This window comes from Polynucleobacter sp. HIN6 (genome assembly GCF_030297575.1).
Taxonomy (GTDB): domain Bacteria; phylum Pseudomonadota; class Gammaproteobacteria; order Burkholderiales; family Burkholderiaceae; genus Polynucleobacter.
On the sequence record NZ_AP028137.1, the window covers coordinates 380,939 to 397,500 of the forward strand.

18 protein-coding genes are annotated in these 16,562 nt (G+C 47.6%); 4 read left to right on the forward strand and 14 right to left on the reverse strand.

Going from position 1 to position 16,562, the window contains the following annotated elements; translation table 11 throughout:
- Positions 1-9 precede the first annotated feature (9 nt).
- Positions 10-1,230 (forward strand): MFS transporter, encoded by a 1,221-nt coding sequence (locus QUE66_RS01915; protein ID WP_286224136.1) that lies wholly within the window; start codon positions 10-12, stop codon positions 1,228-1,230.
- On the opposite strand, the gene QUE66_RS01920 is transcribed toward QUE66_RS01915, so the two are convergent.
- Together QUE66_RS01920 and QUE66_RS01925 are read right to left on the reverse strand one after the other, a co-directional pair.
- Positions 1,227-2,870: a SulP family inorganic anion transporter gene (locus QUE66_RS01920; RefSeq protein ID WP_286224137.1), complete on the reverse strand. Its 1,644-nt coding sequence runs from the start codon at positions 2,868-2,870 to the stop codon at positions 1,227-1,229. The genes QUE66_RS01915 and QUE66_RS01920 overlap by 4 nt on opposite strands.
- Before the next feature lie 9 nt (positions 2,871-2,879).
- Positions 2,880-3,296: a DUF2177 family protein gene (locus tag QUE66_RS01925; protein ID WP_286224138.1), complete on the reverse strand. Its 417-nt coding sequence runs from the start codon at positions 3,294-3,296 to the stop codon at positions 2,880-2,882.
- 89 nt (positions 3,297-3,385) lie between these two features.
- Here QUE66_RS01925 and QUE66_RS01930 point away from each other — a divergent pair, with 89 nt between their 5' ends.
- Positions 3,386-3,826: a universal stress protein gene (locus tag QUE66_RS01930; RefSeq protein WP_286224139.1), complete on the forward strand. Its 441-nt coding sequence runs from the start codon at positions 3,386-3,388 to the stop codon at positions 3,824-3,826.
- Positions 3,827-3,829: 3 nt separating this feature from the next.
- On the opposite strand, the gene ccmI is transcribed toward QUE66_RS01930, so the two are convergent.
- The 10 genes from ccmI to QUE66_RS01980 form a co-directional block, all read right to left on the reverse strand.
- The gene (gene ccmI, locus QUE66_RS01935; RefSeq protein WP_286224140.1) at positions 3,830-4,699 is read right to left on the reverse strand and encodes a c-type cytochrome biogenesis protein CcmI; all 870 of its coding nucleotides are present in this window, start codon (positions 4,697-4,699) and stop codon (positions 3,830-3,832) included.
- Positions 4,699-5,184, reverse strand: coding sequence for a cytochrome c-type biogenesis protein (locus tag QUE66_RS01940; protein WP_286224141.1), 486 nt, complete (start codon positions 5,182-5,184; stop codon positions 4,699-4,701). Before QUE66_RS01940 ends, ccmI begins: the two co-directional genes overlap by 1 nt.
- A gap of 2 nt (positions 5,185-5,186) precedes the next feature.
- Positions 5,187-5,705, reverse strand: a complete 519-nt coding sequence (locus QUE66_RS01945) for a DsbE family thiol:disulfide interchange protein (RefSeq protein ID WP_286224142.1) — start codon at positions 5,703-5,705, stop codon at positions 5,187-5,189.
- A 1-nt stretch (position 5,706) separates the two neighbouring features.
- Entirely contained in the window at positions 5,707-7,644 is a 1,938-nt protein-coding gene (locus tag QUE66_RS01950) for a heme lyase CcmF/NrfE family subunit (protein WP_286224143.1), read from the reverse strand.
- Complete coding sequence (gene ccmE, locus QUE66_RS01955; protein ID WP_286224144.1) at positions 7,641-8,114, reverse strand: cytochrome c maturation protein CcmE; 474 nt, start codon at positions 8,112-8,114, stop codon at positions 7,641-7,643. Before ccmE ends, QUE66_RS01950 begins: the two co-directional genes overlap by 4 nt.
- Positions 8,115-8,129: 15 nt before the next feature.
- On the reverse strand, positions 8,130-8,309 hold the full coding sequence (ccmD, locus tag QUE66_RS01960) for a heme exporter protein CcmD (RefSeq protein ID WP_353506816.1): 180 nt from the start codon (positions 8,307-8,309) through the stop codon (positions 8,130-8,132).
- A complete protein-coding gene (gene ccmC / locus QUE66_RS01965; protein ID WP_286225724.1) occupies positions 8,309-9,046 on the reverse strand; it encodes a heme ABC transporter permease CcmC in 738 nt (245 codons plus the stop codon). Before ccmC ends, ccmD begins: the two co-directional genes overlap by 1 nt.
- Positions 9,047-9,110: 64 nt before the next feature.
- Positions 9,111-9,797 carry a heme exporter protein CcmB gene (gene ccmB, locus QUE66_RS01970; protein WP_286224145.1) on the reverse strand — a complete coding sequence of 229 codons (687 nt, stop codon included), beginning with the start codon at positions 9,795-9,797 and terminating at the stop codon, positions 9,111-9,113.
- Positions 9,794-10,420: a cytochrome c biogenesis heme-transporting ATPase CcmA gene (gene ccmA / locus QUE66_RS01975; protein WP_286224146.1), complete on the reverse strand. Its 627-nt coding sequence runs from the start codon at positions 10,418-10,420 to the stop codon at positions 9,794-9,796. Before ccmA ends, ccmB begins: the two co-directional genes overlap by 4 nt.
- A 6-nt stretch (positions 10,421-10,426) precedes the next feature.
- Entirely contained in the window at positions 10,427-11,866 is a 1,440-nt protein-coding gene (locus QUE66_RS01980) for a M23 family metallopeptidase (protein ID WP_286224148.1), read from the reverse strand.
- 114 nt (positions 11,867-11,980) lie between these two features.
- Here QUE66_RS01980 and QUE66_RS01985 point away from each other — a divergent pair, with 114 nt between their 5' ends.
- Both QUE66_RS01985 and QUE66_RS01990 read left to right on the forward strand, forming a co-directional pair.
- Positions 11,981-12,238, forward strand: coding sequence for a hypothetical protein (locus QUE66_RS01985; RefSeq protein ID WP_286224149.1), 258 nt, complete (start codon positions 11,981-11,983; stop codon positions 12,236-12,238).
- 45 nt (positions 12,239-12,283) lie between these two features.
- Positions 12,284-13,420, forward strand: coding sequence for a mandelate racemase/muconate lactonizing enzyme family protein (locus QUE66_RS01990; RefSeq protein ID WP_286224150.1), 1,137 nt, complete (start codon positions 12,284-12,286; stop codon positions 13,418-13,420).
- 56 nt (positions 13,421-13,476) lie between these two features.
- Here the strand turns inward: QUE66_RS01990 and QUE66_RS01995 are convergent, their stop codons facing one another.
- Entirely contained in the window at positions 13,477-15,492 is a 2,016-nt protein-coding gene (locus tag QUE66_RS01995) for a TRAP transporter permease (protein WP_286224151.1), read from the reverse strand.
- A gap of 63 nt (positions 15,493-15,555) precedes the next feature.
- The gene (locus QUE66_RS02000; RefSeq protein WP_108507935.1) at positions 15,556-16,506 is read right to left on the reverse strand and encodes a TAXI family TRAP transporter solute-binding subunit; all 951 of its coding nucleotides are present in this window, start codon (positions 16,504-16,506) and stop codon (positions 15,556-15,558) included.
- Positions 16,507-16,562: the final 56 nt, after the last annotated feature.

Below are 16,562 nucleotides of genomic sequence, written 5' to 3' on the forward strand. Positions count from 1 at the left end.
TAAATCGTCATGAGCATTCTGAAAGGGAATACACCATGGATGTTGGTAGCCCAAGTCGGTGCTCTATTGGGCTTTGCTGCATATGCTGTGACCCTAACCACTTTGCAAGGCGAGTGGGGCCTCTCTAATTTTGAATCCGGCCTAATTGCCAGTGCATTCTTCGTAGGTTATATCGCGGTGGTGCCATTTGCCACGGCGCTAACCGATCAGATGGATGCGCGGCGTATCTATATGACTGGAAGTTTGTTGGCGATTGCGGGTCAATTGGGAATGGGCTTTATCGCCAGTGGCTTTATCAGCGCTTGCGCTTGTATGATGGTGAGCGGCGCTGGGTTAGCAGCTACCTATATGCCAGGTCTCAAAATCCTTTCCGATCGAGCTATTCAAGGGGAAATCACCCGCCATATTGCGTTTTATACCGCGTTCTTTGGGGTTGGCACGGGCCTCTCCTACGTCATCTCAGGGTGGATCCTCGATCTGGGTGATTGGCATCATGTTTACCGTTGGGTCGCTTTGGGTCCAGCATGCTCGCTCCTGATCGTGTTGGTGTTGATTCAGCCAACACGTCATTCTCACTGGCAAGACAATATAAGGATTGATTGGCGTAATATTTTTCCGATCCGGAAGTGGCAACAAGTTTTGCAAAATCGCAATGCCTCAGGATACATCCTCGGATATACCGTTCATTCACTTGAGCTCTTTGCCTCGCGCAGTTGGTTAGTTGCCTTTTTTATCCTTAGCACCCAGCTTTCGGGCGAGCAATTTATTCTGGCGGCTACGACACTTGCTGGAGTCATTAATTTCTTTGGGGTACCTGCCTCGATTTTGGGTAACGAGCTTGCCTTAAAGGTTGGTCGCCAACAATGGGTGTGTATTGTGATGATCACCAGTGCTTTTTTTGGAGTGGCGCTCGCTTACTCCATGGGCCATGCCAGTTGGATTATTTTGGCACTGGCAATTGGTCATGCCATTTTTATCATGGCAGATTCTGCTACGTTGACCGCGGGGCTAGTAACAAGCGCTGATGAGAAGCTCAAGGGAGCAGCAATGGGCTTACATTCGCTGATGGGTTTTGGGGGTGGATTATTGGGCCCAGCCATTTTTGGTTTTGTGCTTGATCTCACCGGATCCCAATCCGATCGAGTTTCTTGGATTTGGGCCTATGCTTCGATCGTAGTTTGGGGGGTCTTATTTGTGATCTATGAACGTCGCAAGGGCTGGGTCCGCTAAGTTATCAAAAATGCATTTCTGGCTTTTTGAAGTCCACTAGCGAGGTCATGGCAGAAATACTCCGAACTCATCTTGTCGTAAAGACCAGAGCGCAGGGCAATATCATGGGTTTGATGATTTAAGCCGCAGATATAAACTACTACGCCCTGAGTTTGGCAATGGTGCATGAACTCCATCAAACTATCCATCCCAGTCGCATCCATATAAATTACATTCTTAAAATCCAATACCACCGCACATTGCGGCAGCCGTTGCTCGATTTTTTCAAGCAGCTGAATAGCTCCAAAAAAGAGTGCGCCATAAATGCGATACGCTGCCACTTTATCCTCTTGACCCTCAAGAAATGGAAAGTCAGTGATCGGCGCATTTTCAATTCGTGAGAGACTTGAAATTCGATATACAAAAGTGATGAACGCCAAGATTAATCCCACTTGCACAGCAACCGTTAAATCCACCGTGACTGTGAGTAAAAACACGCTGATCATGGTGATGCGGTAGGGCAGACGAAATTGTTGGACATCGATGAACTTTTTCCAATCCCCCATGTTCCAAGCAATAAAGATGAGGATCGCGGCTAAGCATGCCAAGGGAATATTTTTTGCCAATGGTGATGCTAATACGATGATGAGCAGTAGAGTGGCTGAATGAACAATTGCTGAGATTGGTGTTCTAGCGCCAGATTCAATATTAGTGACCGTGCGGGCAATCGTACCGGTAACTGGCATACCCCCAAAGAAAGGCATGAAAAAGTTAGCAATTCCTTGGCCCATGAGCTCTTGATTGGGGCGATGGCGCTCATGCGTCAAGCCATCGGCAATACGAGCACAGAGCAGGGATTCAATGGCGCCTAATAGTGCTAGGGTCATCGCTGGGGCAATCACCAATTGAGCGCTCTCCCAGGTAATTCCTTGCCATTGAGGGCTTGGAAGGCCAGACGGGATACCTCCAAATCGAGTGCCAATCGTCTCCACTGGTAACGAAAAGATGGTGGTTACCAGAGTTGCAAGTACCAGAACCCAAATGGTCCCTGGAATGATCCCCAGTTTTCCGAGGCGCTTATGAAAGAGTCGCCATAGAATCAGAAAGAGCAGACTTGAGAGTGATAGAGCTAAGGTCGTTGGGCTCCAGGTAGCGGCCTGATGAATGAGCGTTTGTACCATGCTAACGAATTGCGATGGTAATTGTGGAATTTGCAAACCAAAGAAATCTTTAATTTGCGAGAGGATTATGAGAACTGCAATGCCATTGGTAAAGCCAACAATCACCGCAATCGGTATAAAGCGAACTAGAGTTCCTAGGCGAAACAGTCCCATCAGAAATAAAAAAATACCTGATAGGGTGGTGGCTAGTAAGAGATTGGCAACCCCATAGCGATCAACAATGGCATAAACGATCACGATAAAGGCACCAGCAGGCCCTGCAATTTGAACTTTAGTGCCGCCAAATAGGGCGACAATCAATCCCCCAATAATGGCGGCAAAGATTCCAGCCTCGGGTTTTAAGCCACTAGCAATTGCAAACGCCATTGCTAGTGGCAGTGCAATCACTCCAACCGTGATACCAGCCAATATATCCTGTGAGAACTGTTGACGCGAATACTCGCTAAATGAATCAAGGATGGCTGGTCGAAAGAAAGCCATTGTGGGTTTTTAGGTTTTAAACCAATTCCCCAACCACTGAGTAATCCCATAGGCCAACACTGAGCATGTTGCTGTCAGAATACTGCCCCAGGCGATATCAATCAGAGCAAGCTTACTTGGAAAATCACGAATCACGGCTAGATTGGTGAGGTTATAGGTCATGTAGCAAAAGAGTCCAAAAAACGCCCCATAAATGAGTGCATTAAGCCACACCTGCTTTTGTAGGGCGGGATAAATCACAAAAATTAGGGCTCCAAGTCCGTACAACAGATAAAAGCCTAAAGCGGCCATCAGATTGGGATTGGGGGACATGAGGGTGCCCATTTCACTGCGATACAGGCCTTTGGCAATTCCTAATAACCAAATTAAATCAATCACTAAGAGGCAAAGCAGGAAGGCAAAATAGGGGATGAAATACTTGAGCATTTTGGTCAGAACCAGCCGCACAGAACGTCAATCGGACTTAACATAGTACTTCGAGTATATATCTTTCAATTATTTCGTTGGAGGCCTCTATGTTTCAGAATTTAATCGTACCCGTTGATGGCGGCGATGTGAGTATGAAATCGCTCAAGAAAGTAGCTGAGTTAGCAAAAGCAGATGGGGCAAAAATTACTTTAGTTTATGTGTCTGATCCATTGCCTCCGATTGCATATGCCGATAGCACGATGGGCGTTGCGTTTACCGATACCGAGCATAAAAAGACCTGCGAGGCCTTTGCAAAAAAAGTGTTGGCTAAATCCACTGAAAAATTAGGTAAAGGATTAATGGTTGATACCCGCCATGTTTTTCATGTCAATCTGTTCGAAGGTATTATTGAAGCTGCCAAGAAATCAAAAGGAGATGTGATTGTGATGGCATCCCATAAAAATACTGGCCTCAAAGGGATTATGCTCGGCAGTGAAACCCACGCAGTGATCGTGCACACTAAATTGCCAGTATTGGTTTTAGGCTAGTTTCTACTTCTTTTTCTGTTGGCCCGCCTCAGCGCGGGCTGCAGCGATGTTTTCATCCATGCCACGTGCAAACTCGCTATCGGCAGGAACCAAGCCTTTTGCCTTCGCCCAATATTCTTCAGCCTTTTTATAGTCGCCCATCTCAAAATAAGCGGTGCCTCCAAGAGCAAGGGCTTTGAGATTATTGGGGTCGATCTGCAGGGCTTTTTGCACCAGGCGCATCGGTTCACCCCGAATACTCTTATTCTCAAACGCTAAGAGATCGGCATAGTCCACTAAGAGCTGGGCATTATTGGGGTTGAGTTCCAATGCCTTCTTATAAGCCGCCCGAGCCTCTGCCATCCGGTTTAATGCAGCATATGAGCGCCCCAGCATTTGCCAGCCCTCAGCGTTATTAGGTTCTTTCTCGAGTCGTTGAGCTAAACGCTCAACCATGCCTTCAATATCTTGTTGCGTCAGCTGCGGTTGGCCTTGATTAGCCTCTGGCAAGTACAGGGCCAATGGGGAGCCGACCAAGAGGTATAAAACAATCGCCCCAATGGGTAATGTAGTGGCAATGAAAATGGTCGACCATTTTTTCTTACGTTGATGCAACTCACCATCTAAGACAAGTTGATCAGCAGCGATCGCCCGCTCCTCCTGGAGTAAGCGTTTTTCAATGTCTAGACGTGATTCATTTAGTTGCTCTTTGGTGATTCGACCTTCTTGGTGATCAAGCTCAAATTGACGCAATTGATTTCGAAGAATGGCAATATTCTCATCTTGCTCGAGGCTAATTTTTTCAGTATTAAGCTTGCTTTTACGAAACGGAATAATGATCAGTAAAACCGCAACTACGGTCATCAATACAGCAATCAGGATGAAAAGAGTCATTACTGGTTTCCTAGTTTGCGGTCTAGCAGTTGTCTAGCGCGCTCAATTTCTTGAGCCGAAAACGTTTCTTGAGACAGCTCTTGTTTGCGTTGCTTAATTTGGCGAACTAATAAAATGAGACCAAGCAGCATCAGTAAAAATGGACCAACCCAAAGCATTACGGTCGCTGCATTAAAGGGGGGCTTATACAGCACAAAGTCCCCATAGCGTTCGGTCATGTATTTCAAAATCTCTTGTTTGGAGCGCCCCTCACTTAGCTGTTGGCGAACTTGGTTTTTGAGATCCACCGCAAGATCGGCATTAGAATCTGCAATCGTCTGATTTTGACAAACTAGGCAGCGCAGTTCATTCGAGACCTCAAGAACTTTCTTCTCAAGCGCTGGGTTATCGGAGACCGAGGGGGCTGTATTGCTTTGTGTAAAACCCAGGCCGGGAATAGCAAAGCTAAGCAAGAGTCCAGTTAAATGAATAGAGAGGCGTTTCATGATTAGAGGCTGGCAATCAAGGGGATAATTTTTTTCTCGATCGCATCCTTGGTGAGTGGCCCGATGTGTTTGAGGCGAATCACGCCAGAGCGATCAATCACAAAGGTTTCAGGAACCCCATAGACCCCATAATCAATTCCAACCTGACCTTTAATGTCCGATACTGAGAGTTGGTACGGATCGCCGAATTGCTTGAGCCACGCTTGCGCCGCCTCAGGCTTATCTTTGTAGTCAAGCCCAATCAGAGGTGTGCTCTGAGTTTTTGCAAAGTCAACTAGTAAAGGATGTTCGTCCCGACAGGCAGCACACCAAGATGCCCAGACATTGAGAATCCACACCTGTCCTTTCATCTGATCAGGAGAAAAACTTGTTTGTTCTTTACCAAGCACTGGTAGATTAAACATCGGAGCAGGTTTACCAATAAATGGCGAGGGAACCTCACGCGGCTTCAGCTGTAAGCCGATTCCCAGAAAAACCAGCAGCACCAAAAAGATGATGAAGGGAATCAGGTAACGTCGCATCTTAAGCTTCTTTCTTACGATAGCGACGATCGGTAATCGCTAAGAAACCACCGAGAGCCATCAAGAAGCATCCGCCCCAGATCCAATCAACAAATGGCTTGTGATAAATCCTTACACTCCATTCGCTTTCATTAATTGGCTCTCCTAGAGATACGTACAGGTCGCGTGTCAGGCCAGAATCGATTGCTGCCTCGGTCATCGGCATTTGGCTTGCGGTGTAAATCCGCTTCTCAGGGAACAAGCTGGTTACTGGTTTGCCATTCTTGCTTACATCAAATTGACCCTGAATGGCCGCATAGTTAGGGCCATTGATGGTTTTTAAGCCAACCATCTTGAAGTCGTAGCCACCGGACTGCGATACGCTACCAATTTGCATGCGCACATCCTGCTCGGTTTCAAAGCCACGCACTGCGGTCACGCCAATAATAAATACTGCAACCCCAAAATGTGCCAGTAGCATGCCGTAGTAACCAGCTGGTTGAATCCGTAGGTTTTGCCACCAGGTCTTACTTGGGTTAATCCTGGCACGATCGATTAATTGCGTAATACCAGAGCTAATAATCCAGGCAGCAATCAAAAGTCCAAAGCCGATCATTGGCGTCCAGGAACGCAGAATTAGGGGGGCAATAATCGCAGAGATCGCACTTGCTGCAAGTGCCCACTTCAATTTAGTCGCCAGTTCGATTGGCGGCGATTGGCGCCAGCGCGCAATTGGACCAACTCCCATTAAAAATAATGCAGGCGTCATGAGTGGCACAAATACTGCTTCGAAGTAAGGCTCGCCCACCGAGATCTTTCCAAGGTTTAAGGCATCTAAGATCAGTGGATAGAGAGTGCCTAGTAACACTGCGGCGGCGGCAACCAATAAGAGAACATTGTTGACGAGGAGCATGCCTTCGCGTGAGACGGTCTCAAAGTTACCACCAATGTTGGCTTTCGGAGCTCGCCATGCAAATAGCAATAAGGAGCCACCAACGATCAGACCTAAAAAGCCCAGAATAAATACGCCCCGCTCAGGATCGGTAGCAAAGGCGTGAACCGAAGTAATCACACCTGAGCGAACTAGGAAGGTTCCCAATAGCGATAGTGAGAAAGCTAAAATCGCTAAGAGGGCGGTCCACATTTTGAAACCACCACGCTTTTCTGTAACGGCAAGCGAGTGCATCAATGCGGTACCGACTAGCCAAGGCATAAAGGACGCATTTTCAACGGGGTCCCAGAACCACCAGCCACCCCAACCGAGTTCGTAGTATGCCCAAGCGCTTCCAAGCGCAATACCAATGGTTAAGAAGCACCAGGCGGTAGTAACCCAAGGGCGCGACCAGCGCGCCCAGGCAGCATCGAGTCGACCAGATAAAAGAGCAGCAATTGCGAATGCGAAAGCGACTGCTGAACCCACATAGCCCATGTATAAAAACGGCGGATGAATAATCATCCCAGGGTCTTGCAACAGAGGATTCAGATCGCGCCCTTCAGGAGCGGGAGGAAAGAGCCGATCAAAGGGGTTGGAGGTCAGGATGGTAAATAGCAAAACACCCACGCTCAAAATACCCAATACGGCCAGAATGCGTGCAATCATTTTGTCTGGAAGGTGTTTTGAGAAAACAGCCACGGCTAAGGTCCAGGCCGCCAACATTAATGCCCATAACAAGATGGAGCCTTCATGGCCACCCCAGACGGCACAAATTCGATAAATTAGAGGCAGATTGGAATTGGAGTTTTGTGCCACATACAGCACACTGAAATCATTTTGAATGAAGTTCACTGTGAGGCAAACGAAGGCAACTGCGACCCAAATAAAGAGGGCCCAAGAGGCAGGCCTAGCAATGGCCATGAGATGAGGGCGATTACTCTGGGCGCCTACCATTGGAAACACAGAGAGGATGAGCGCAGTCACCAGCGCCAAGATCATCGCGTATTGGCCGATTTCTGCAATCATTTTTTACCCCCATACTCTTTTAGAGTAGGTGCGGCTTGAGGGTCTTTTGATTTGGCTTTTTCAAGAGCCTCAGCAGCCTCTGGTGGCATATAGTTCTCATCATGCTTAGCAAGCACTTGCTTTGCCTGAAAGATTCCGTTTTGATCGAGTTGACCTTGAGCAACCACGCCTTTACCTTCCTTGAATAAATCTGGCAAAAGACCTTCGTATTGAACGGGGACATCGTGTGCAGTATCAGTCACGATAAAGTTCACCTTCAGACCACCGGGGTCGCGTGTAATGCTACCTTCCTTAACCAAGCCGCCAATCCGAAATAATTTGTTCTTCGGTGCTTCATTGGCATAGACCTGGGATGGGCTAAAAAAGAACACTAAATTACTTTGGAAGGTCTGCAATACCAAATAGGCTGCAACACCTAATGAGGCCAGACCACCAGCGATCGCAAGACCGCGCTTTGTACGGGGTTTCATAACCCCCTATTTTGCCTAATTTCTTTGGGACTCGCGAATTTCAGAAATTAGGGTTTTTCGGAGGGTCTTATTCCGACTTCGTAACAGGGCTATCTCAATAACTAGCACCAAAATCGTGACCAAGTAAGACCCCCATACGAAGAGGGCATAGCCACCCATGTGAAGAAAGTCAGAAAAGCTCGACCAATAAAACATTACAGCACCTCCTTCACCCAGTCGGCGTGGCGCTCGCGGTCCAGAATGAGATTGCGACAGCGATATAGGGCAACTGCAATCGAATACATCCAAAAAGCAAAAACCATGATGAGCATGCCAGTCAACATTTGAGTGGCCATCGTAGGGGCTTTGGTGAGGCTAACGGAGGCCCCTTGATGAAGGGTATTCCACCATTTCACTGAAAAATAAATAATGGGGACATTGATCACCCCCACTATTGCCAGTAGTGCTGCGCTTCGGTCGGCCTTGCGCACATCCTCAATCGAGGCGTGTAATGATAAGAAGCCAAAATACAGAAAAAGTAATACGAGCTCTGAAGTGAGGCGAGCGTCCCAGACCCACCAGGTACCCCAGGTTGGCTTACCCCAAACCGCACCCGTCCACAGAGCAATAAAGGTCATTATGGCTCCTGTGGGCGCAAGAGAAAGCGCCAGCATACTAGCCAAGCGTGCATTAAAAATGAGACCAATCGCCGCCCAAAATGCCATAACCAAATAAATCAGCATTGACATCCAGGCCGCAGGAACGTGGATAAAGATGATGCGATACGAGTCACCCTGCTGATGATCAGTGGGCGCAATACCTAAGCCAATCACTAAACCAATGATGGTCAGGATCACGCCGCTCACCACAAACCATGGGATTAGCGATCCGGCGAGCCCATAAAAACGTTGGGGGGCTGCATACTTAAACCAATTTAGATTGAGTAAAGACAAAGTAATAAAACCTAAAGGATTAATTAACCGAAAGTATTGTAAGTCGATTGCGTGTGATCGTCTTTTATTCCAGGGCAATCCGAATGCTAGCCGCGCTGGCAAAGGGGGCTAAAAATAATGTGAGTGCGAGCATGGCACCAAGCAAAGAAAAGTGGGCGGCAACTCCAAGGCCACTCTGGTAGGACTCGACTGCGCCGGCTCCAAAAATGAGGACGGGGCTTACGAGGGGCAAAATGATCAGGGCCAACAGGGTCCCGCTACCACGACTGGCTAAGGTTAAGCCTGCACCAATAGAGCCGATTAGGCTCAATAGAGGTGTTCCCAGTAGAAGGGATAAAAACAAAACACCGACCGTATCCATCGGTAAATTAAATTGCAAGGCAAGGATTGGTGAGATGAGGGCAAGTAATAGACCACTGCTCATCCAATGCGCAATGGTTTTAGCAAGCACTACGAGTGGCAAGGGTAAGGCGGTTAACGCAATTTGGTCCAAAGACCCATCGATAAAGTCCTCTGAAAATATTTTGTGAAGCGATAGCATGGCTGCTAGTAAGGCGGCAATCCACAGCATGCCTGGTGCAATTTGCATCAACAAGTTTTGCTCTGGCCCAATACCCAATGGAAAAAGACTCGTAACTACGGCAAAAAAAATGATGACCGCAAGGCTATCGCTTTTGCGTCGCAGAGCGAGGCGCAGGTCGCGCGTAATCACGCCTTGGAAGATCACAAATCCGGATGCGCTTTGACTCATAGTTCTAATCGAATCACACAAGGTTCGCTATCGATCTGTAGCTCTTGATGGCTACTAAGTGCTACGATTCCTCCATGATTGACATGCTCAATTAATAAGCTTTGTAACGCAAGGTTGGCCTCTCGATCCAAGGCATTAAATGGTTCATCTAAAACCCAAATTGTTTTTGCTTGAGGAAGGCGCAAGCGACTTAGCGCGATACGTTGCTTTTGCCCTTGCGATAAGGTGCGAATAAAACGATGGGCTTGGCGCTCCAAACCCGCTGCACGCAGAGCGAACATAGCCTCATCGTTGGAGATCGATTGTCCACCTAGTAATGCCAATGACATTAAATTCTCGATCGCACTAAAGTCTGACTTCAGGGCGGGGATATGCCCAAGATAAATCAGCTCGCTATGAAATTGATCCCGGTCCTCGGTAATTGGATCTGGTCCCCAAAATATCTGTCCCGAATGGGGTGAGAGTAGGCCACACAGAATACGCAGAAGACTGGATTTGCCTGAACCGTTATCCCCAGAGATGCGTAGAATAGATCCCGGTTTAATTTCAAGGCGGAGATCTTCAAACAAGGTACGACCCCCACGCACGCATGCAATGGACTCAAGGCGTAACGATTTAGACATGCGCACTCATTCTTTGGGGATGCTACCTAACATTAACAGCTGCTTCGTGAACGAGCCGCTATCGCTTGGGCGCATGGTCCACAAATCCAGCTGGATTTTTGGGTTATATGGATCCACATAGATACCATTCTTTCGTAATTCGTAATGCAAATGGGGGCCGGTGGAACGACCGGTCGAGCCAACATAGCCGATCTCCATACCGCGCCGAATATCATTTCCGACTACTAATTCATTATTGTAATTACTCAAGTGGGCGTAATAGGTTCGATAGTTGCCTGGATGGTCAATGATGATGAGTTTGCCGTACGCGCCGCTGTAACCAAGAAAAGCCACTTTCCCATTCGCAACGCTAAATACTGGCGTACCAGTAGGGGCTGCATAGTCAATCCCCATATGGGTTCGATAGCGTCGGTCTTTGCTTTGGGCTTGCGGATTATTAGGATTGGTTCGGGAGCGAATCGGAACCTGTCCAACACCTCGAGAGATCCGTCGATAGCTAAGAGGATTGGTCCAAAAGCTACGCTCAATAGAGTCGCCGTTGGCAGTAAAAAATGATCCAGGAATATCATCGCGATCCAACCAAAATGCATCGGCTAGTACTTGATTGGTTGCTAGGTTCAGAATCTCAACTGCCCAAATTTGTGCCCAACGATCCCGAGTACCAAAATCAACGATCACGCGCACTTGCTTTGGGCTATTTCCAAGTGAGGCGGAGTCATCTGGATAAAGTTGCTTCACGATCGAGTTGAGTTCCCAGGCAAGCTCAACAGGTAATTTATCTCCTAAACGTTGGGGGTCATAGAGTACCTCTTGCAACGGAATAAATAACTCTGTCCAAAACTGCATTTGGTCAGCAAGGTTTTCTTCTTGAACGAGGTATCCCCCAAACCCTGAGGCAGTAAAGGTCAAAATCTGCGATTTTTCATTCCTACTTGGCCCATTCATGATGCTCAGCGACTCAAAGCGCCCCCGTTTTCCGAAAGCAACGACATAAGGGATGCATGGACCACTTGCGGAGTCGAAGAACCGACCCGTTTGATTCTTGAAATACTCTAAAAATTCAGGATCGTTGATTCCAATTCGACTGGGAAGATTGCCCTCTCGAAATCCTCGCTTTAGACAGCCACGTTGTACCTGAAAATCAGGTACCGCATCAAACTGACTGTACTCTTCATTGCCAGGATCGGTCAGCTGTTGGTTTTGCTCTGCAACGGATTTACTTTGCAAGCCCGAGCCACCACTCCCTGCTTTACTTTGGGTGCGTTGATTAACCTGAATTCCTTTTTGGGGAGCGGTCACTTTTTTGTTGGTGACATTCGATTTGGTGTTTTGATTAGATTGAGAGAGCGCGATCTGACTGCAAAGTATGAGGCAAACTCCAAAACATACTTTGCCCCAAAGAGCCAAAGATTGAACACTGAATCGAGAGGTATGGGTTTGATGCACACCTCGATTATCCAATATCAAGAGGGGTAATCGAGGTATTTATTCCGTAGTGCAACATTTTTGTATCTAAAAACTAGGTATGATCAGGCATTGACTTCAAGGGAGCGGTAATCGATGCAAGCTGTGATGATTCGTTTGATGACCGCTGCCTGTGTATTTAGTATCCCTTCTTCGCAGGCGTCGGCCAAGAGTTGCTCAGAACAATTGGCCCCACAAAATTCTGCTCGTCCAGGATCCAAGCCCATGAGTTATGACGATTGTGTCAAGCAGGCTCGCATCGATTGTGAGCGGACGGCACGAGATCGTAAATTGATCGACGTTGCTAAAGAGAGTTTTATGAAACGCTGTCTTGCAGAATCCATCGGCAAATAATCGCTACAATCATTTTCTTTGATTGGTCAACCAAAAGAGGAAAAAATGCCGATTATTGAATCTGTTCAAGTGGCCAGCGTGCCAGTTCCCTTAGATGTTGTAACATCGTTTGCGACTCGAACCGTGAGCGAGCGCCATTACTGCATCGTTAAAGTTCGCAGTAAAGATGGTCACGAGGGGGTTGGCTTCTGTTACGTCGGATCTGCCGCCGGCAGTATCGCCAAAGTCGCCGTTGAGCAATTGTTGGCTCCTAAATTGATTGGTCAGAATAGCCATCGTAGCGAGGGTCTGTGGTCGGAGATGTATGCGGAATCGATTTTGCAAGGTCGTTCTGGCTCTGTGATGCGTGGCATCTCGATTCTGGATACTGCAATTTGGGATCTCAACGCCCGCTCAGTTGGTTTGCCTCTCCATCAATACTTGGGATGTGTGGTAGATGATCGTGTCCCTGCCTATGCCAGCGGTGGTTACTACTTGGAAGGTAAAACTCCAGCCAAATTGGGCAAGGAAATGGAATCGTTTGTGAAGCTTGGCTTTAAGGCGGTGAAGATGAAAGTGGGCCGCCTATCCCCTCGTGAGGAGGAGGCTCGAGTCAAAGCCGCTCGCAGTGCAGTCGGCGATGATGTCCTTTTAACCCTCGATGCGAATAATGCTTGGCGCGATTTACCAACCGCGATGGAGTATGTCCGTCGTTTTGAGAAATACAACCCCTATTGGTTGGAAGAGCCATTTTCCCCGGATGCTATTGATTTGCATGCCCGCTTGGCAAAAAAAACCTCCATCACGATCGCTACTGGCGAAATTGAGGTAGGCCGTTGGCGTTTTCGTGAGCTGGTTGATGCCGGTGGCGCAACCATCCTGCAAGCGGATGCGGCAGTGTGCGGTGGCATTAGCGAATTCAGGCGGATTGCTGCTTATGCTGACTCTAAAGGGATTACAGTTTGCCCCCACTGGTTCCATGATTTGCATGCTCCCTTAGTTGCGGCAACACCCAATGCTCGCTTTGTGGAGTTTTTCCCTGACAACCAAGTCTTAAACTTCAGACGCCTTATTAACAAGCAGTTGGCATTTAAGAACGGTGATCTGATTTTGCATAAAACACCAGGATTGGGATTTGAGTTTGATGAAGCTGCGGTTAAGAAATACGCCGGCAAATCAGCCTGGACTACGATCAAAAAATAGTACGAAACGAATCAAAAAAGCCGCTTGATGAAAGCGGCTTTTTAGTTGATGACCATTTAGGTACTGGCTTTAGGCTTGGCCTTAAAGTACTTAAAGAACTGCAGGATGAGTACCAAGCCAAATCCAGCAAAGCCAATCATATCGGCGGTTGGTGAGGTGTAGGCCAGCGCGACCCCGGAAACAATCATCAGGGTACGCTCCACAATATTGGTCTTCTCAATAAACCAACCTTGCAGACCGCCGGCCAGTGCCACAATTCCGACGATGGCGGTTAGTGTTGACCAAACGATTTCCATCCAATTTGCTTCGGCCAATGCAGTGGTAGAGCCCATTAGCAAGAGGCTAACCCCTGATTTATCTAGCACGAACATAAAGGGCACCAAAATCGCAGGCGCCACGTATTTCCAGCTTTGTAAAGTTGTTTTATATGGGTTACCCTTACAAATCGCTGCCGCCGCAAAGGGCGATAGGGCGGTTGGCGGTGAAACCTCCGATAACACTGCATAGTAAAAGATAAACATATGCGCTGCAAATGCGGGTACACCCAAGTTAATGAGCGCAGGAGCTGCAATCACAGCACAAATGATGTACGAAGCAGTGACTGGTACTGCTAGACCGACAATCCAAACAATGAAGGCAGTAAATATGGCGGTGAGTAATAAAGAGCCGCCTGCATACTGAATCACAATCGAGCTGAACTTGAGGCCTAGACCAGTCAATACCACGGTACCCACAATCAGGCCGGCACCAGCGCAGGTTGCCGCAATCGCCAGAACACCGGTTGAGCCAGAAGCGAGCGCCTTGGTTAAATTGGATTCATAAAGACCCTTAAGGATGGGCTGTTTACCCATAAACCACTCGTAGGGGATGATGGCCGTATCCCGGCGCAACATGCTGGTCAACGCGGAAATAATTGTTGCCCATAACACAGCCATGACGGGCGTGAAGCCCATCAGCATAAATAGAACAATTGAGATCAGCGAGAAGAAATGAAACCAGTATTTTTTGCTGAGGGACCAGGCACTCTCGACCGCCTCAAAATGCATTGCTTTCATGCCGTACTTACGAACATCGATTTCTACCATCGTAAAAAGTCCGAGATAAAACAAAATGGTCGGAATAATCGACATTAATAAAACATCGAGATACGAAATCTTCAAAAAGTCGGCAATCAAGAAGGCTGCTGCACCCAATACTGGCGGAGAAATGATCGCCCCTAGGCCACCAGCTGCTAAGAGGCCACCAGCCGCGTTTTTCTCGTAACCTACCTTATCGAGCATTGGGGCTGCTACTGAGCCGACGGTGACGGTGGTGGCTACGCCGGACCCAGAGGGGCCGCCTAGCAAGAATGAAGATAAAACAATGGTGCGTCCTACGCCAGATGATTTGCCGCCCATGGCAGCAAATGAGAAGTCGATAAAAAACTTGCCCGCACCCGTAAATTGCAAGAATGCCCCAAAGATCGTAAAGAGAATAATGAGGGTAGCGGATACATCAACCGCGGTACCGTAGATACCCTCTAGGGTCATATACATAAACCCAACCAGACGGTCTACTGAGTAGCCTTTATGGGTCCATGGGGCTGGAAGCAAGTCTCCAAAAAGTGCGTAGAGTAAAAATAGTATGGTCACTGATACCAAAATAGCGCCACTAGTGCGACGCACAGCCTCTAGGATTAATAGGATCAGTATGGAGCCCCAAACCACATCCATGCGGTCGGGCGCAGTATTGCGATCGCCAAAATCATCTCCACCGGCAATTGCGTAATAGGCAATATAAATCGCCAACAGGGCGCAAATCACATCCCACCACTTCACTTGATTCTTGTACCGCGCCAACATCGGAAAGCTTAAGAAGACCAAAAAAAGCATAAAGCTCACGTGTACTGTTCTAAGCACTTGGGTTGGAACAATGGAGTAAGCGGCGTACAAATGAAACAGCGACATACCAACCGCCATCAAGGTCAAAAAGATCGCAAAGATCCCTTTGTAATTATTGGAGTCACCCTCTTCTTGTTTAATCAGCGCATCTAATTTTTCTTGGGTTGCGCTATCAATTGCACTTTGGCTCATGGTATAGGTCTTTACTGAAAAATGGCCGCATTAGCGGCCATTCAAACAAAACGAAGAAACGAATTAATTGACTTTAATGTTTTTCTCTTTGAAGTACTTCAAAGCACCAGGATGAAATGGAACTGGTGTTGAGGCAGCTTTTTGACCTTCGGGGGTCACATTGATGTACTCAAAGTGTGAACGAACCAAGTCGATCTTGTTATCAAACACGGCTTTCACGATGTCATAGGCTTCTTTTTCAGACATCTTTGAGCTAGTCACCAAGATATTGGCAACAGAGATCACATTATTATCTTTATCCATGCCCTTGTAGGTAGTTTTTGGAATCACGTCCTTGAAGTAAAGGTTGCCATATTTTTTGTTCATGGCATCCACTTCTTTGGAGTGATCAATCATCACAATCTTAGTTCCGGGAGTATTGGCAAGGTCAGTTACAGCAGCGGTTGGTAAGCCACCCACCCAAAAGAACGCATCAATCTTGCGGTCTTTGACAGCATTGACAGACTCTGCAACACCAAGACGCTCACGCTTCATGTCTTTATCTTTATCGAGACCAGCAGCCTCAATCACGCGAAAGGCCATCACCTCAGTAGCGCTGCCAGGGCTTCCTGTACTCACACGCTTGCCTTTGAGATCTTGCATCGTTTTGATGCCCGATGCCTCGGTGGTCACAATGTGCATCCGATTAGGATAGAGAACTAACAAGGTGTTGAGGTCAATTTTTTTACCCGAGAACTTGCCTTGACCAGTTTGTGCATCTTTAGCGGCATCGGCCATTGAGAAGCCAATGTAAGGCTTACCAGTGCCGATCAGGTTGAGGTTATCCACTGAGCCGCCAGTTACCTCAGCAGTCGCAGACATCCCAGGCACTTTTTTGGACAGAACAGCTGCTAGGCCGCCACCCATGGGATAGTAAACACCGCCGGTACCGCCAGTCGCGACCGAAAGATTTTGAGCTTGAACGCTGCCCCAAAGCAGTGCAAAGCACAGAGGCAACAATTTAAGTAGTTTCATGTAGATATCTCCTGTAATCATTATTGATCGTTACTACAAGCCGTAAGTCTATACCA

Coding starts and splice junctions, on each gene's coding strand:
- QUE66_RS01940 (WP_286224141.1), bottom strand. CDS start 5,184: ATGAAACGCCTCTCTATTCATTTAACTGGACTCTTGCTTAGCTTTGCT.
- QUE66_RS02000 (WP_108507935.1), bottom strand. CDS start 16,506: ATGAAACTACTTAAATTGTTGCCTCTGTGCTTTGCACTGCTTTGGGGC.
- ccmA (WP_286224146.1), bottom strand. CDS start 10,420: ATGTCTAAATCGTTACGCCTTGAGTCCATTGCATGCGTGCGTGGGGGT.
- QUE66_RS01950 (WP_286224143.1), bottom strand. CDS start 7,644: ATGATTGCAGAAATCGGCCAATACGCGATGATCTTGGCGCTGGTGACT.
- QUE66_RS01930 (WP_286224139.1), top strand. CDS start 3,386: ATGTTTCAGAATTTAATCGTACCCGTTGATGGCGGCGATGTGAGTATG.
- QUE66_RS01995 (WP_286224151.1), bottom strand. CDS start 15,492: ATGAGCCAAAGTGCAATTGATAGCGCAACCCAAGAAAAATTAGATGCG.
- ccmE (WP_286224144.1), bottom strand. CDS start 8,114: ATGAAACCCCGTACAAAGCGCGGTCTTGCGATCGCTGGTGGTCTGGCC.
- ccmI (WP_286224140.1), bottom strand. CDS start 4,699: ATGACTCTTTTCATCCTGATTGCTGTATTGATGACCGTAGTTGCGGTT.
- QUE66_RS01985 (WP_286224149.1), top strand. CDS start 11,981: ATGCAAGCTGTGATGATTCGTTTGATGACCGCTGCCTGTGTATTTAGT.
- QUE66_RS01945 (WP_286224142.1), bottom strand. CDS start 5,705: ATGCGACGTTACCTGATTCCCTTCATCATCTTTTTGGTGCTGCTGGTT.
- QUE66_RS01990 (WP_286224150.1), top strand. CDS start 12,284: ATGCCGATTATTGAATCTGTTCAAGTGGCCAGCGTGCCAGTTCCCTTA.
- ccmB (WP_286224145.1), bottom strand. CDS start 9,797: ATGAGTCAAAGCGCATCCGGATTTGTGATCTTCCAAGGCGTGATTACG.
- ccmD (WP_353506816.1), bottom strand. CDS start 8,309: ATGTTTTATTGGTCGAGCTTTTCTGACTTTCTTCACATGGGTGGCTAT.
- QUE66_RS01920 (WP_286224137.1), bottom strand. CDS start 2,870: ATGGCTTTCTTTCGACCAGCCATCCTTGATTCATTTAGCGAGTATTCG.
- QUE66_RS01925 (WP_286224138.1), bottom strand. CDS start 3,296: ATGCTCAAGTATTTCATCCCCTATTTTGCCTTCCTGCTTTGCCTCTTA.
- QUE66_RS01915 (WP_286224136.1), top strand. CDS start 10: ATGAGCATTCTGAAAGGGAATACACCATGGATGTTGGTAGCCCAAGTC.